The sequence below is a fragment of the Mucilaginibacter kameinonensis genome (assembly GCF_003675385.1).
GTDB classification, from domain to species: domain Bacteria; phylum Bacteroidota; class Bacteroidia; order Sphingobacteriales; family Sphingobacteriaceae; genus Mucilaginibacter; species Mucilaginibacter kameinonensis.
In genome coordinates this window covers 784,384-799,113 of the sequence record NZ_RCWZ01000004.1, presented here as the reverse complement: position 1 = coordinate 799,113, position 14,730 = coordinate 784,384, and the positions used below count along the sequence as shown (strand labels likewise).

Here is a 14,730-nt window from a genome sequence, read left to right as displayed (position 1 = left end):
GTTGATAGCTTGTACATCAGGTTTTTATGTTGAACAGGCAAAACACAATTAAAAATACGCCGATGAGCAGTAAGCCCCAGTATACATACTTAAAAAACGAAGCGTTATTGAGCCTGTGATTAAGGTATCGCCCTAAGAATATAGCCGGGAAAACAGCCGGAAGCGATACCATAAAATATTTTAATACTTCGGTGGTGATTAGTCCTTTAAAAATATAGCCCATTACCCCAATTAAGCTTGCTGGCAAAAAATAGCCCTGAAGCGTGGCCCTGAAATCTTTTGCGCTCCATTTGCGCATGTTACCATAAACAACCAGCGGCGGCCCGTTAACGCCATAGGCTCCTCCCAAAACTCCCGACAAAAAACCACAGATAAACAGCCAGAACTTACTATCCTGATGAAGTTGAAAGCTGTTTTTACCAAACATGGCATATAACGAGTAGAGGATAATAAGGGTTCCCAGCCCGGTTTTTACCCAAAGCTCGTTGCCGTAAATCAGAATCAGTACGCCTATCGGGATTCCCGGCAAGGCAAAAAGGATGAGCCATTTCGCGCTGTTCAACTGGATTTTGCTATGATCCTGGATCACCACCACCAGTGCAACCAAAACAGAAATAAGTACCGAAAGCGGAACGGCAACGCCGAGAGGGATAAAAATACTTAGTAAAGGTACAGCTACCAGCGATTCGCCAAAGCCAAAGGTTGAACGTACCAGGGTGGCAATGAAACTGATGATAAAAATGTAAAGAAAAACAGTGTACATATTGATGTTTATTAAACCTATTGATCATTTGCCTTAGTGGCATAATGATCAATAGGTTATTATTTTTTATGATTTAATTGGTGCCTCGCTTTGGAGCCAGAACGGAATCGACAGAAAACATACCACCTCCCGAAATCAGTAGCGAGATAAGCGCGGCGATGTACAATAAATTGATCTCATAGCCCGGCGGACCGAAAATTGGTCCGCCGGGAGTTAAGCCGATGGTTTTTACCGAACTGTAACCGTAATGAACCTGAATGCCGAACATAGCTACAAGCATGATACCGATAAGAGGGAGGGCGGTGATGCTTACCATGAACCCGATAAACATGGCGAGACCGCCAATCAGTTCTGTTAAGGTAGAGATCCACGCCATAGCATGAGGAAAGGGCACGTGGATTTGAGCCAGCAGATTTCCGAAAGCTTCGGGGCCTTTAATCAGTTTGGCCCAGCCGTGCGCCATAAAGCCGAAGCCAACGGTCATGCGTAAAAGTAGGGGAGCCATTTGCCGGTAATTTTTGCCGGCTATAGAAAAAATAGGATTGATCATGATTGAAAAAAATAATTGATACGTGATGATTATTGAGGTGCGCCAAGTATAAATGCCGCTGCAAACAGCAACAACAATGACGGAGCAAGCCAGATGATCATCAAAAAAATGTGAAATACAAATAGCCGAAAAGGCCAAGCAGGAATGCATTAATCAGGCCACGGCGCAATTGACTGCCGGGCAATAAGCATTTGAAAAAGGGTGGATTCAGATGAGCAATGCCCTGTTTGCCAAATAAAGCGGAATAGCGCTTAAGTTAAAGGCAAGGGTGTCAGGGTATAAAACAATAAGCTTTTTTAACAGGACAATCCCTGCAAAAAACACTGCCGCTACGACAACCGCCAGCAACAAAGGGACCGTTGTTTTTGCTACAACTTCCTGGTAGGGGATAATTTTGTCGCCACTATTATAGGCGTTGCATACATCCTCAACAATTGCCTTAATATCGCGCGGTGCCTTTTGCTCATTGTTTTGAGATGCGTGGCTGGCGAGCGAGCACAAAACATTCCTTACCGGGCAATAACCAAGCACCAGGAAAACCACCATCATCATCAGGCTTAGTGCTGAGCGTAGTGATTTAGTGTTTTTGCTTTGTGTCATGGCTTTGATAACAATTGGTTGTTGTATTGATTAAAGCGGTATCACAAAGATAGCATGTTTTAAAGAAGTGTTTTGTAACAAGATGATGAGAGAGGGCTGGAGCTAACAGGAGCCGGTAGCTCATACATTGACACTTAAGATGGATTTATGAGGATTGGGCCGTGCGATTCCCTCCCTGGGAGGGTGCAGGGAGGGGTTTCAGCGAAATACGTTCCATTTGTTTAAATGGCGTATAAACCACTCCCCGCCAACACGCGATCCTGCCGCACCCCTCCCAAGGAAGGGAATTGCTTTTTAACAGACTATTATTTTCAATAAAGAACAATACACGCAACTTCCCCGCACAGGACAAACAAAATGTATTGTCTTATTAATTAATAAGTTATATTTATAACCGGATTTCTTAATGTTCTACATCAACCTTTACCTATGACTACAGAACAGTTAACAACAGAAATAGACGACCTTAAAAAAAAACTTGCCAAACTCAAAGAAACTTCGGACGAGGAGAAGAAGAAGGATTTTTGGCTCAAGTTTTTTTCGTCTATCTTTTTGCCGCTGGCTATCACGGCATCGGGCTATTGGTTTTCGCAGGCCATCAAGAAGCAGGATATGGAGCAATCGCGCGATCATGATGCCGTGGCTAATCAGCAGTACCAGCAGCAGATGCAGCTATCTATCCAAAACCAGCGCCTGGAAACCTATAAGTTTGTTACCCCACTGCTGGATATTATGGTGAACAATCCCGATCCGCAGAAACGGGTTTACGCAGCCAAAGTTATTACCGAAGTATTACCGAACGATGCCCCGGAGCTTTTAAAAACGGCAATTACTTCCGATCCGGCAAATACCAAAAAATATCAAACCGCTTTAGATAGTACGCAGGGTAAACTGGTGGCCGGTCTGTTTTCTGAAAACGCCTCCACCCGTACTAACAGCGCCAACGATATTATGGTAAATTGGTACAAAACAGCCAGTATAGTACCGCAACTGGTAGACTACGCGTCGCAAAACATGACTAATGCCAACGGTATTTTTAATACTGTGGTTGTGCTGCAAAATATGCACGGCAGCGTTTTAAAAGTGAACAAAGCCAAAATCCAGGACTTTTTGCAAAAGGTAATGAAGCTGGATAATATGCATAATACCGTCGCGAACGCCAAAGATTTGTATAAGGCCTTGAATACCTTGTAGCCGGCAAGGCAATTTTTATGTATTCTCGGTTCCTTTTATGACAGAAACTACCTATTCGGGCTATACACCCCATATTCCGGGCAGTTACGAGGGCAAAATCGATTTTAAGTTTAGTAGCTATTTAGAGATATTAATAACAAAATCCTAATTTATTAACCTTTAGGAAATAATAATTGCAAAAGTGCATTTGCTATGCTAAAAAAGGGTTGTCTGATAAAACTTTAAGCACTTTTATTCGTACTAATTATAGTATTAATTAATTATTCACCTAAAATTGAACACTATGATTACGTTATTAATAGCACTTACAGCAAGTGCAATATGTGGTTTTTTTGTAGCGCACAGTACAGATGAAAATGAATGTTAAATGTAATAGGTTAAGCGTAGTAATTATGTGAAAGGCTAATCGGAAACGGTTAGCCTTTGTTGTTGGTATTACTTTTAATGTTTTGGCTACCGCGAGGCTGTGCCTTGTGGAAATTTGCTAAGTATTGAAATTGCTTGCTGCAGCCGGAGAAAAATGTATTTTTAATTCATGAGTCGTAATTATAAATTTCATAATTCTGAAGGCCTATATTTTGTGAGTTTTGCTACAGTATTTTGGATAGATGTTTTTGTACGATTAGAATACTTTGACTGCCTGGTTAAGAATTTAAATTATTGTGTGGCCAATAAAGGGATGGAAATTTATGCCTATTGCATAATGCCAAGCCATATTCATTTAGTGTACAGATCAACAATTCAGAAACCTGAAGATTTATTGAGAGATTTTAAATCACAGACTTCAAAACAACTTATCAAACTTATTAACGAAAGTAACCAGGAAAGCCGGAAGGAATGGATGTTGAATGCTTTTAAAAAAGCCGGATTTAAAAATAGCAATAATCCCGGTAATCAGTTTTGGCAGCAACATAACAAGCCTATTGAACTTTGGAGTAATGCTGTAATTCAGCAAAAGATAGATTATGTTCATGATAACCCCGTAGTTGCCGGATTAGTGGAAAGCGATTACGAGTACTTGCACAGCAGCGCGCGTGATTATTCTGGTACAAAGGGTTTGGTTGAAGTGATAACTACTTAATACAGGTGCATAGTTTGTGCTTTTTATGATGCATAAGCCTGGCTTATACCTTGCACGCGGGTCACAAGGCACAGCCTTGCGGCAGCGATTTTAATTTTTTGCTACCGCACACTTTTTCAAATTATTTTATCGCTACCGCAAGGCTGTGCCTTGTGGTAAGTATGCTTAGCGTCGAAGTTGCTTGCGGTAGCAGGGGCAGCGATTTTAATTTTTTGCTACCGCAACGCTTTTTCAAATTATTTCATCGCTACCGCAAGGCTGTGCCTTGTGGTAAGTAGGCTTAGCGTCGAAGCTTCTTGCGGTAGCAGGGGGAGTCACATATGCGCCAACTACTAAAGTCTATGTGGTCCACTTTGCACTAAAGGTGTGAAGTAATTGTGACAATAGCATAGCTTACTATGTGAAAATATATGACAATATGTCTGCCTGTCATGTGCTCACAATTGTGATGACATGTTTATAAGTATTTTTTGTCTAATATTTAATTGCTTAGCCGTATAATAATTAACTTTTGATGTCGATAGTTAATTAATTATACGATAAGATTTGAGGATATTATTCCGCGATTTTAATTTTTGATTAAGGCATGCAAGTTATGTGCCAAATATTTTTAATTTTTTTTAACAGGATATGCCTTATTTTTTAGTAAAATATTTGGCAAAAGGATTGTCTATTTGAACGAAGTTAAGTGGGGTTAAATTTTAATGGTTGTATATAAGTTAGTTATGGATTTTTTTGAGGTGCCAATAGAGGAATGCCAGTAAAGACTTAAGTATTTGTATAGTGTGATATTTGAAATGGATATTATTAGTATACAGTTAATTGTAAGAATCTTTCAAGGCTTAATATTATTAGTTAACTTATTTATTTACGCCTTCATTCAAGGGGTCTTCGGGTGAATGATAGTCGATTTTTTAATATCCTTCTTGATTAAGACTTATTAACCTTTAGGATACAGCTTTTTAATTGTGTAGCATTTTTAAATTATAATATGAAAGATTTTTTCGAGCGATCAAAATTTAGTTTTGCACGATATGACGCCTATTTTAATAGTGTTAACACTAAAGGCGCATTTTATTTGACGATAAATACCTTTTTCGTTGGATTGTCAATTACCGGACTTAATTGGATACAGAATAAGTTTGTTGTTACAGAACTGACAGCATTCTTTATTTGCCTGTTTTTACTAAGCTGCTTTTCGGCTATTATTAGCACGTTGCTTGCCATAAACCCGTTTTTAAAGAGTGGTGAAACTTACGGGAAACCTAAAAGTATTTTTTACTATGGTAGCGTCTCAGAATTTAGTTGCTCAGATTTCAAGAGCAGATTTGAAGAAATCGATGAGAAGGATTTGAAAGATGACATTTGCACCCAACTACACATTTTGGCTGTTGGTTTAAAAAAGAAGTATCGACTGCTTACTATCTCCGGTAGCTTAATTCTTGCAGAATTTGTACTTCTTCTTCCAATTCTAATGCTGTTAACTATAAATAGAAAATAAAATGTCAAAAAACCTATACCAACCCTATTTAAACCAAATTCGAAGCGCGATCAATGAGCCAACTTTATTGGCGAATAAAGTAATGAATTTTAGCGCAAAGGTAGGAAATCATAGCGCTAAATTACTCCTTGAAGATGTAAATGACCTCTCTGTGGAAACAGGTTTGTCATCTTTAAAAAGGCTATTGGGTAAAGATTATCCAATACAAATAAGTTCAGGAGATCATCCAGATTTCGAATATTTGAGGCACAGCCAAAAGGTTACTGAGAAACACTACATCGTATCAGTATTTGTAGATGTCAAAAATTCAACTCATTTTTTTCGTAAATACAACCATGACCAAATTGCTTTGATTATTCAAACCATACAAAGTGCAGCAATACATACTTGTTCTTTGTTTGATGGGCATATTCAAAGGCAACAGTACGATGGATTGTTTTTATATTTTGGAGGAAGACGGAAATCAAAAGAACAAGCGATAGACGATGCTTTGAAAGCAGTAAGTTTCTTTACTTATTTTATGAAATATGAACTTCCGAGCATATTTGACGCGAATGAGCTTGATCAAATTTATACTCGTGCCGGCATAGATTTTGGAGACGATCAAGATGTTTCTTGGTATATTTTTGGTGTTAATGGATGTTCAGAACTTACCACAGTAAGCTTGCATACCAGTTTGGCTCCCAAAATGCAAGCTTGTGCAGGACAAAACGGAATAATGATTGGTGATAATCTTTTAGTCAGGGTACCATCATTGAATACATATTCTAAAGTTCGTATAAACAAGGGGGAAGAAGTGCCTTTAATATTCGAAAAGCCAAATTATAGGCAATTTGAATTTGATTGGCAAAGATTTTTACTGGATAGCTACCAATTTGTATCGCGAGATGGTTCGAGAATCGAGATTGATTATGATTATAATCCGTTGGCTACAACTAATTCATTCAATCAAAAAATTGAAACATTGAAAAGGGACGAAGCTGCTATTTCGAGATCTGGAGTTTTAGGTACTGTAGGACATAACATTACGCCTACTAAGTTTTATGGCTATGAGCAATTTTAAAACGATTCGTAGCTATTTAACGAGAGAAGCTGACCGGTTTGTCCATCTTCAATCGTTATCGGATTTTGATTTTGTTAAAATAAAGAGTAATGAAGATTCGATAATAATAAATTATTTTGTTAGGGACTCTGATTTAAAGCATAATTATGAATTTGAAGTTTTTAATACTTTAATTACCGATGCGTCGATGATTCAATGGCAAACACCTGTCTTGCGATTACTTTCGCCTAAAATTAATGTGAATCTTGAAGTTCATATGTTAGTCGACGGAGTAATATGTTATACATTTCCAGGTGATATTAGATTTAATAGGGGGTTAACCTGTAGTTATGCAGTCGAACAATCGTTTAAATGGGCATTTGGCTATGAATATTATTTAAAATTTAGAAAATGGCCTTTCGCCGAAATGCCACATGGAGTTTACCCTATATTTTGGGGGTTTTCGCGGCCAGGCATCGCTGCATAGCCCCCGCTACCGCAAGCGTCCTCGCTTGTGGTAGCGTTTAGGTAACCACGTGGAAAATTAAACGAGTGCTCATGCATAAGGCCTATAAGCGAGGACGCTTACGGTAACAAATAAAACTTGCTATAGCAAATAAAACCTATCCCCTCGCAACCCCCAACACCCTATTCACCGCCGATAAACTCATTTCCAGCCTGCCGGCAATTTGCCTTTGGCTCAAACCCTGTTTATGGAGCGCGAGTACATCGGCGGCACGGCGCTGGCGCTCTACCTGGCTGTAGCGGCGCAGGTGTTTAACCTCATTATCGGTATGGGAGAATACAAATTTTAAGAAGCCGTTTTGCCTTTCCAGTCGGCCGAGGCATACGTTATGGCTGCCGTACATTTCGGCGGTGCTGCGTTGTTTTACTTGTTTTAGGTAGCGGTAGCCCGGCAGCGTCTGGCTTTCGGCCATGGCGAAGGCGCTGTCGCAAAAGTTGATGAGCATTTTGCTGCCTTGCAGGTCGTTGCGGGTAATGGGGAGCGCCGGGTTGCGCTTGGGCGTGTGGGCCAGCACCAGTATGCTGAGGCCATGCCGTGTTTTAAGCAATTTGAGCTGCTTCATGAGCGAGAGTGCCTGGCTACTGCGCTCGGTGCCGTTGCGCAGGCAGGTAATATTATCAATAATAAGCACCCTGGCATCGGTACGCTTAATAGCGCGACTAAGCGCGTGCGTGATAAACTCATCAAAAGTTTTAAAGTCCTGCGGCAGGCCGGTCATCTGGTCAAACTCGCCGCGGTAAAAATTTTCATGAAAGGCATGGGTGGCGGTGCCATCGGTGTAACGTTGTTCAAACTGTTTGCCGGTTAGCTCAAAATCAATGTATAATACGGCGCAGGGTTCGGCGTCCATTTTAAAAGGTGTTATAGCCTGTCCACGGGCAATGCTGTCGCCCAGTTGTACTGCCAGCAAACTTTTGCCCATATTGGTATCGGCAAACAGGATACACAGTTCGCCCTCCAGCCAAAACTCACCAAACAGCATCCGTGGCGTTTGGCGCTCGCGCTCCATCGCTATCCATGTGCTGGCTTGGTGAATAATAAACGCGTCGGGAGGAATAGCGTCAGGATCATAAACTCTGGGGCGTATGCCTCTTTTAGCATCTCTTCGCGCGGCATCGCGGACATCGGTGCGGATTATTTCCACCACCAACGGTCTTCCATCTTTTTTAATCATATTGGGGTTTTCTCACCGGGGCGTTTTTTATAAGCCCTCTCCGGAGGAGAGGGTGGGTGAGGCTCAAATTTACCCGCAGATTTTCGCAATATTGGTGGCGCTGTTTTGTCAGTACCTTATGATAAAATTCGGGGCCAAATAGAAATCGCCCCAAAAAACAACAAAAAATAGAGAAAATGTAGCGCGGAAAATTAATTAAGGGCCTTGTTTGATGGATAGTGCAAATAACGCTTTAAAAGATGTAGTATCTGATAATCAACTATTTTATAGTGTTTTATGTAAAAAGTTAACTGTTTGACTTTTAACGTGCTTCATAAAAATACTGTTCCGCGTTTCTGCTTTTTAAAAATGGAACACCTGGGTTTTAAAGGAAAACGAGCCTTCAGGAAATTTCACTTTTTTTTCGGGAATCAAAAAAATGGGACACCCCATTTGTTACAAGATCCGGGTGTAAGCTAAATACCACCCTGGTTTGCATAATAACACTGATCAGCAGGCATGCCATCCACACGGCAAACCACTTAAGCGGCAGCCTGGTATCGGTAACAGCCTTTAAAAAGAAGATTACCATCACCAGCATGGCTAAGGCCATGGCAAAGGTAAATTGCTGCCAGCTGCTAATGGGGAAAAACCTTAACGCGTAGGTGGAGTACATGGCGCAACTGCCTGCCAGCGCGGCAAATGCCGTACGCCTGATAAAGATCCATTTATTTTCTTCAAGCATGACCAGGGCGGCTATGGTAATAACCACCCATTTACTCGCCGCTACAATGTTGGATAATAATATAGCTTCGGGCGTGGCCACATAGCCAAACTTCTGCTCAATAAACCAGGCAGTAATTATAACAGATACAGAAAAATAAAGGATAGCGGTTACGGCGTTCCAGGTGTTGTTGGGCATTTAAATTAGGGTTCGGGGGATTAGGGTGATAAATGTATGTATTTATAATTTAATACGAAAGGAGCCTTTACCTAAAATACTTGTTTATATATCCCCCGTAAACAACAATAGCGACAGGGTTACCCGTCGCTATTGCCTTATATTATATAGGTGTAGCTAACTACAAACCGAAGGCTGCTTTAACCTGGTCAACGTAATCAAGTTTTTCCCAGGTAAACAGTTCAACTTCGCGCTCCAGTTTGCTGCCGTCGTGGCCAACAAAAGTTTTGGTAACAACTTCGTTCGGTCTGCCGAAGTGGCCGTAAGCCGCGGTTTCGCTGTAAATTGGGTTACGCAGTTTAAAACGGGTTTCAATAGCGTAAGGGGTCATGTTAAAAATGCCTTCCACTTTTTTTGCGATCTCGCCGTCGTGCAGGTCAACTTTAGCAGTACCGTAAGTGTTTACGTAGATACCCATTGGCTGTGCAACACCGATAGCGTATGATACCTGTACCAGTACTTCATCGCACAAACCGGCAGCAACCAGGTTTTTAGCAATGTGACGGGTTGCATAAGCAGCCGAGCGGTCAACCTTTGATGGATCTTTACCAGAGAAAGCACCACCACCGTGAGCGCCTTTACCACCATAGGTATCCACAATAATTTTACGACCGGTTAAGCCGGTATCACCATGCGGACCGCCGATCACAAATTTACCGGTTGGGTTAATATGGTATTTAATTTCGTCGTTAAAGAAGTGGGCATATTTAGGGTATTTAGCCTTAACGCGTGGGATCAGGATGCTGATGATATCAGCTTTGATCTTAGCCAGCATAGCTTGCTCTTCTTCAAAATCGTCGTGTTGAGTTGAGATAACAATCGCGTCGATACGTTGTGGCTTGTTGTCATCGCTGTACTCTAAAGTAACCTGCGATTTTGCATCCGGGCGAAGGTATTTGATCTCGTTGTTTTCGCGGCGGATGGCTGCAAGCTCAATTAATAAAGCGTGGGCGATATCAAGGGCAAGCGGCATATAATTGTCGGTTTCAACGGTTGCGTAACCAAACATCATACCCTGGTCGCCGGCACCCTGCTCTTCTTTGGCGGTGCGGTCAACACCCTGGTTAATATCGGGCGATTGTTCGTGGATGGCCGAAAGCACACCGCATGAACTGCCGTCAAACATATATTCGCCTTTGGTGTACCCGATTTTGTTGATCACCTCACGGGCAATCTTCTGTACATCCAGATAGGCTTTTGATTTTACTTCGCCGGCTAAAATAACCTGGCCTGTGGTTACCAGCGTTTCGCAGGCAACTTTCGATTCGGCATCAAATGCTAAAAAATGATCAATCAGCGCGTCCGAGATCTGATCAGCTACTTTATCCGGGTGACCTTCTGATACGGACTCTGAAGTAAATAAATATGACATAAAATTTAAATAAGTAAAATTAAAATCGAGTGGGAGGGCTTTATTACGGATTGAGCGGTAAAAAGAAGCATGGTTTTAGCACTTTTTTACGTGGTTGCAATCCGGCCCCATCGTAAAAGGAGCATTAAATCAGTCCACATTCGGGCGGTAAAAATAAAACAAATTTCACAAAGCCGAAAATACATTTACTTTTGGCGATTGAAATAATATATATAGTTGAAACGGAAAGCGTTATTTATAATAAACCCAATTTCGGGCGGGAAGAAGAAGGACGGGGTGCCCGAACTGATCAAGGATACAATTGATGCTACTGTTATGGAGCCGGTTATAGCTTTTAGCGACGGCGTGGCACATGCAAGGGTTATCGCGTCAGAAGCAGTTGGTAAGTTTGATACCGTAGTGGCAGTTGGCGGCGATGGTACAGTTAATGAGGTGGCATCGGCCATTGTGGGTACCGATACCTCGCTTGGTATAGTACCTTTTGGCTCGGGCAACGGGCTTGCAAGGTTTTTGGGCATTCCGATGGATACCAAGGAGGCTATTAAAAACCTGGCAACAGGCCGGATGGAAGTTATTGATTCGGCCAGGGTTAACGGGCAGGCGTTTTTTAACATGGCAGGTATGGGTTTTGATGCCCATATCAGCGAGATTTTTTCGCATGGTAAAAAGCGTGGTTTTATCAGTTATATTAAATCATCTATAAAAGAGGTGGTTGGCTATCAGCCGCAAAACTATCACCTGGATATCGACGGCGAGAAATATGATTATAAGGCGTTTATGTTGAGTATAGCCAATTCATCGCAATATGGCAATAATGTGCATATCTCGCCTAAGGCAAGCCTGCAGGATGGTTTGCTGGATGTGTGTGTGATTAAGCCTTTCCCGTTGTGGAGGTTCCCGGAAATGAGTTTGCGTATGCTGATCAAAGCAACCGAAAGTTCAAAATACGTGAAGATCATTCGCGGAAAGCAGATCCTGATAAAAAGAGAACATACCGGCCCCATCCACCTGGATGGCGAACCGCAGATGGCGGGTACGGGTATAGATATTAATATACTGCCGGAGTCGTTAAAAGTAATAGTAGGCCACACATTTAAAAATTGATAGTATGGCAAAGAAAAATTTTACAGGCGTAGTTTACTCAACCGACCCTGATTTTCAATACCAGGAAAATGGGGGAGGGGATGCCGAAACATTACCACCACAGCAACAAAACCTTAAAATATACCTTGATCGTAAAGGTGGCAGCAAGCTGGTTACGCGTGTCAGCGGTTTTATAGGGGCCGATGCCGATCTGGAGGCGGTTGGGAAAAAGCTAAAATCTAAATGCGGAGTTGGCGGTTCAGTTAAGGATGGCGAGATCCTGATTCAGGGTGATTTTAGGGACAAAGTGTTAACTTTACTCCAAACCGACGGCTATAAAGCCAAAAAAGCGGGCGGATAACATTAAATAAACATTATAAACCGTAGTTTAACAGAATTATTTGGAAGCCGCATTTTTAAACAAAAGGTAAAACTATGTGTTACAAAGCTTGCATCGTAGTTAAATATACCGGCTACGTTTTAGCAACTTTGAAAAAAAATGCCCGATTTTAGCTTGGTAACACAAATTTTATATGTTATCACTTGCTATTTTTAAAAAAAATGGTTTTCATTGCAAATAATTGTGTTGGTAACACACAATAAATTTGTATTGTTGCGTTTATAAACACCAACAATACACAGAATGATATTCTGTATTAAAAAATTGTAAAGAATAACATAAATGGTTTTTTTAATTCAATAAAATTCTATTTTTGTTATTCCCAACAAACAGCGCATTTTAACTAACTTATAAAATAAACAAAAACAAAAACTAAAAATTCAAAAGTAATGGCAAACGCACCAACAAAACCAACTACTCCTGTTAAGAAAGAAAGCTCAAGTGCATCGGGCATGTTTGCTTCTTTAACTATTCCAATCTGTCTGGCAGTAGCTATTTGCATATTCGTTTTCGTCCTTGGTGATCCAAGCCACTTCAAAGGCGGCGACGTAGTTAACGGATACCCTTCTGATATCTTCGGCACAATCCACAAAGGTGGTGTAATTGTACCTTTGATCATGTCATTTTTATTAATGGTTATCGTTTTCTCAATCGAGCGCTTCGTAGTTATCGGTAAAGCTTCTGGTACTGGTAGTGTTGATGGCTTTGTAAGGAAAATTCAAGCTCTTTTAAATGCTGGTAACATTGCAGGTGCTTCTGCAGAGTGCGACAAACAAAAAGGTTCTGTTGCGAACGTTATCAAATCAGCATTGAAAAAATATGGTGAAATGGAAGCTGAACCAAACCTTGACGTAGATCAAAAAACTTTAGCTATCCAAAAAGATATCGAAGAAGCTACAGCTTTGGAAATGCCAATGCTTGAGCAAAACTTAACTATCATCGCTACATTAGTATCTATCGGTACATTAACCGGTCTATTAGGTACGGTTGTGGGTATGATCGGTGCGTTCTCTTCATTAGCAACAGCAGGTGTACCTAACCAGGTTGAACTTTCTTCACACATCTCTGAAGCTTTGATCAACACTGCATTCGGTATCAGTACTTCAGCTATCTCAATTATCATGTACAACGTGTTTACATCAAAAATTGATAAATTGACTTATGCTATCGACGAAACTGGTTTCAGCATCGTTCAAACATTTGCAGCATCGCACAAAAACAAATAAAAATATAGTAGTGCTTATGCCTCATGCACAATAAGTTAGGGGCAAAATAGTTAATACTGAAACACTATATATTTTTAAGAAATTTAACATGGCAAGGATAAAAGTCCCAAGAAAGAGCACCGCAATTGACATGACCGCTATGTGCGACGTGGCGTTCCTGTTGCTTACTTTCTTTATATTAACTGCAAAAGTAAAAACCGAAGATCCGGTACCTATTGATATACCAAAATCTTCAATCCAGCAGCCGGTACCTGAATCTGACTTTGCTACAATATCTGTAGGTGCTCAAAAAGCATTCTTCGGTGTTGAAGGTGTTGATATCCGTAAGGAAACATTGAACCAAATGGGTTCAATTTATCACATGACCTTTACTCCTGAGGAGCAAACAAGGTTTTCTACCATCACTTCATTTGGCGTGCCAATGAGCCAATTAAAGCAATTTATTGCTTTGACTGCTGATCAGCAAAAGAAGTTTGCCCAACCGGGTATACCTCGTGATTCTGTATCAGGTGAGTTAACTAACTGGATCCGCCAGGCCCGTATAGCTACAAAAGCTTTACATAACAAGGAGCTTCGTTTAGCTATTAAAGGTGATAGCAAAGAAGAATATCCGGTTATTAAGGATGTTATCGGTATTTTGCAAAAGCAAAAAGTTAACAAGTTTAGTTTAATTACGGATTTGGGTAGTGCCGGTGGTGCTGCTAAAAAATAAAAGATCATGGCAGAATTAGATACCTCCGGGGGAGGCAAACACAAAGGCGGGAAGGTTCGCAGTAAAAAGCAATCAACCCGTGTAGATTTAACCGCGATGGTGGATTTGGCTTTCTTGTTGATCACCTTCTTCATCATGACCACTACGCTTGCGAAAGCAAAAGCGATGGACTTGGCCATGCCTGATAAAGATGAGAAAACGAAGGATCAGATGGATATTGCCGCTTCACGTTCAATGACCATTTTATTGGGCAGCGACGACAAATTGGAGTGGTATATCGGTGAACCAGGAAAAACTCCGCCAACAATTGACAATTTCGGTCCGGATGGATTACGTAAAACGTTAATTGAAAAAAGCAAAGAAGTACAGCAAAAAACAGGCAAATTTATGTTTGTTGTTATTAAACCAAGCGATAAGTCGAAATATAGAAATATGGTGAGCACGCTTGACGAAATCAACATTGCCAATATTCAAAGTTATGGTATTGTTGATATATCTCAACCGGAGATTGACCTGTTGAAGAAAGACGGCCTGTACAACGATAATAAATAGTATTAAATAACGTT

General features: G+C 40.8%; 16 protein-coding genes. 10 read left to right on the top strand and 6 right to left on the bottom strand.

Annotated features, from left to right (window positions below):
• Positions 1–16 precede the first annotated feature (16 nt).
• The 3 genes from EAH55_RS21595 to EAH55_RS21585 all read right to left on the bottom strand — a co-directional run bounded on the left by EAH55_RS21595 (position 17) and on the right by EAH55_RS21585 (position 1,913).
• Complete coding sequence (locus EAH55_RS21595) at positions 17–763, bottom strand: sulfite exporter TauE/SafE family protein (RefSeq protein ID WP_121811483.1); 747 nt, start codon at positions 761–763, stop codon at positions 17–19.
• 73 nt (positions 764–836) lie between these two features.
• Complete coding sequence (locus tag EAH55_RS21590; RefSeq protein WP_121811745.1) at positions 837–1,313, bottom strand: DoxX family protein; 477 nt, start codon at positions 1,311–1,313, stop codon at positions 837–839.
• A gap of 207 nt (positions 1,314–1,520) precedes the next feature.
• A complete protein-coding gene (locus EAH55_RS21585; RefSeq protein WP_121811482.1) occupies positions 1,521–1,913 on the bottom strand; it encodes a hypothetical protein in 393 nt (130 codons plus the stop codon).
• Positions 1,914–2,342: 429 nt separating this feature from the next.
• Here EAH55_RS21585 and EAH55_RS21580 point away from each other — a divergent pair, with 429 nt between their 5' ends.
• The 5 genes from EAH55_RS21580 (at position 2,343) to EAH55_RS21555 (ending at position 7,218) form a co-directional block, all read left to right on the top strand.
• On the top strand, positions 2,343–3,107 hold the full coding sequence (locus EAH55_RS21580) for a hypothetical protein (RefSeq protein ID WP_121811481.1): 765 nt from the start codon (positions 2,343–2,345) through the stop codon (positions 3,105–3,107).
• A gap of 535 nt (positions 3,108–3,642) precedes the next feature.
• Positions 3,643–4,188: an REP-associated tyrosine transposase gene (locus EAH55_RS21575; protein WP_112575896.1), complete on the top strand. Its 546-nt coding sequence runs from the start codon at positions 3,643–3,645 to the stop codon at positions 4,186–4,188.
• Positions 4,189–5,179: 991 nt separating this feature from the next.
• The gene (locus EAH55_RS21565) at positions 5,180–5,689 is read left to right on the top strand and encodes a Pycsar system effector family protein (RefSeq protein ID WP_121811479.1); all 510 of its coding nucleotides are present in this window, start codon (positions 5,180–5,182) and stop codon (positions 5,687–5,689) included.
• Between the two features lies 1 nt (position 5,690).
• Entirely contained in the window at positions 5,691–6,752 is a 1,062-nt protein-coding gene (locus EAH55_RS21560; RefSeq protein WP_121811478.1) for a hypothetical protein, read from the top strand.
• Positions 6,739–7,218 carry a hypothetical protein gene (locus EAH55_RS21555; RefSeq protein WP_121811477.1) on the top strand — a complete coding sequence of 160 codons (480 nt, stop codon included), beginning with the start codon at positions 6,739–6,741 and terminating at the stop codon, positions 7,216–7,218. The genes EAH55_RS21560 and EAH55_RS21555 overlap by 14 nt, the downstream gene beginning before the upstream one ends.
• A gap of 136 nt (positions 7,219–7,354) precedes the next feature.
• On the opposite strand, the gene EAH55_RS21550 is transcribed toward EAH55_RS21555, so the two are convergent.
• From EAH55_RS21550 to metK, 3 genes are all read right to left on the bottom strand, one after another.
• Positions 7,355–8,431: an AAA family ATPase gene (locus tag EAH55_RS21550; RefSeq protein ID WP_121811476.1), complete on the bottom strand. Its 1,077-nt coding sequence runs from the start codon at positions 8,429–8,431 to the stop codon at positions 7,355–7,357.
• Between the two features lie 382 nt (positions 8,432–8,813).
• Entirely contained in the window at positions 8,814–9,332 is a 519-nt protein-coding gene (locus EAH55_RS21545) for a hypothetical protein (RefSeq protein ID WP_121811475.1), read from the bottom strand.
• A 160-nt stretch (positions 9,333–9,492) separates the two neighbouring features.
• Entirely contained in the window at positions 9,493–10,743 is a 1,251-nt protein-coding gene (gene metK / locus EAH55_RS21540) for a methionine adenosyltransferase (RefSeq protein WP_114938949.1), read from the bottom strand.
• A 216-nt stretch (positions 10,744–10,959) separates the two neighbouring features.
• Here metK and EAH55_RS21535 point away from each other — a divergent pair, with 216 nt between their 5' ends.
• From EAH55_RS21535 to EAH55_RS21515, 5 genes are all read left to right on the top strand, one after another.
• On the top strand, positions 10,960–11,847 hold the full coding sequence (locus EAH55_RS21535; RefSeq protein ID WP_121811474.1) for a diacylglycerol/lipid kinase family protein: 888 nt from the start codon (positions 10,960–10,962) through the stop codon (positions 11,845–11,847).
• Between the two features lie 4 nt (positions 11,848–11,851).
• The gene (locus tag EAH55_RS21530) at positions 11,852–12,187 is read left to right on the top strand and encodes a translation initiation factor (protein ID WP_121811473.1); all 336 of its coding nucleotides are present in this window, start codon (positions 11,852–11,854) and stop codon (positions 12,185–12,187) included.
• 428 nt (positions 12,188–12,615) lie between these two features.
• Positions 12,616–13,452: a MotA/TolQ/ExbB proton channel family protein gene (locus tag EAH55_RS21525; protein ID WP_112575906.1), complete on the top strand. Its 837-nt coding sequence runs from the start codon at positions 12,616–12,618 to the stop codon at positions 13,450–13,452.
• Positions 13,453–13,540: 88 nt separating this feature from the next.
• On the top strand, positions 13,541–14,164 hold the full coding sequence (locus EAH55_RS21520; RefSeq protein WP_112575907.1) for an ExbD/TolR family protein: 624 nt from the start codon (positions 13,541–13,543) through the stop codon (positions 14,162–14,164).
• A gap of 6 nt (positions 14,165–14,170) precedes the next feature.
• Complete coding sequence (locus EAH55_RS21515) at positions 14,171–14,716, top strand: ExbD/TolR family protein (protein WP_112575908.1); 546 nt, start codon at positions 14,171–14,173, stop codon at positions 14,714–14,716.
• The last annotated feature ends 14 nt before the right edge of the window (positions 14,717–14,730 follow it).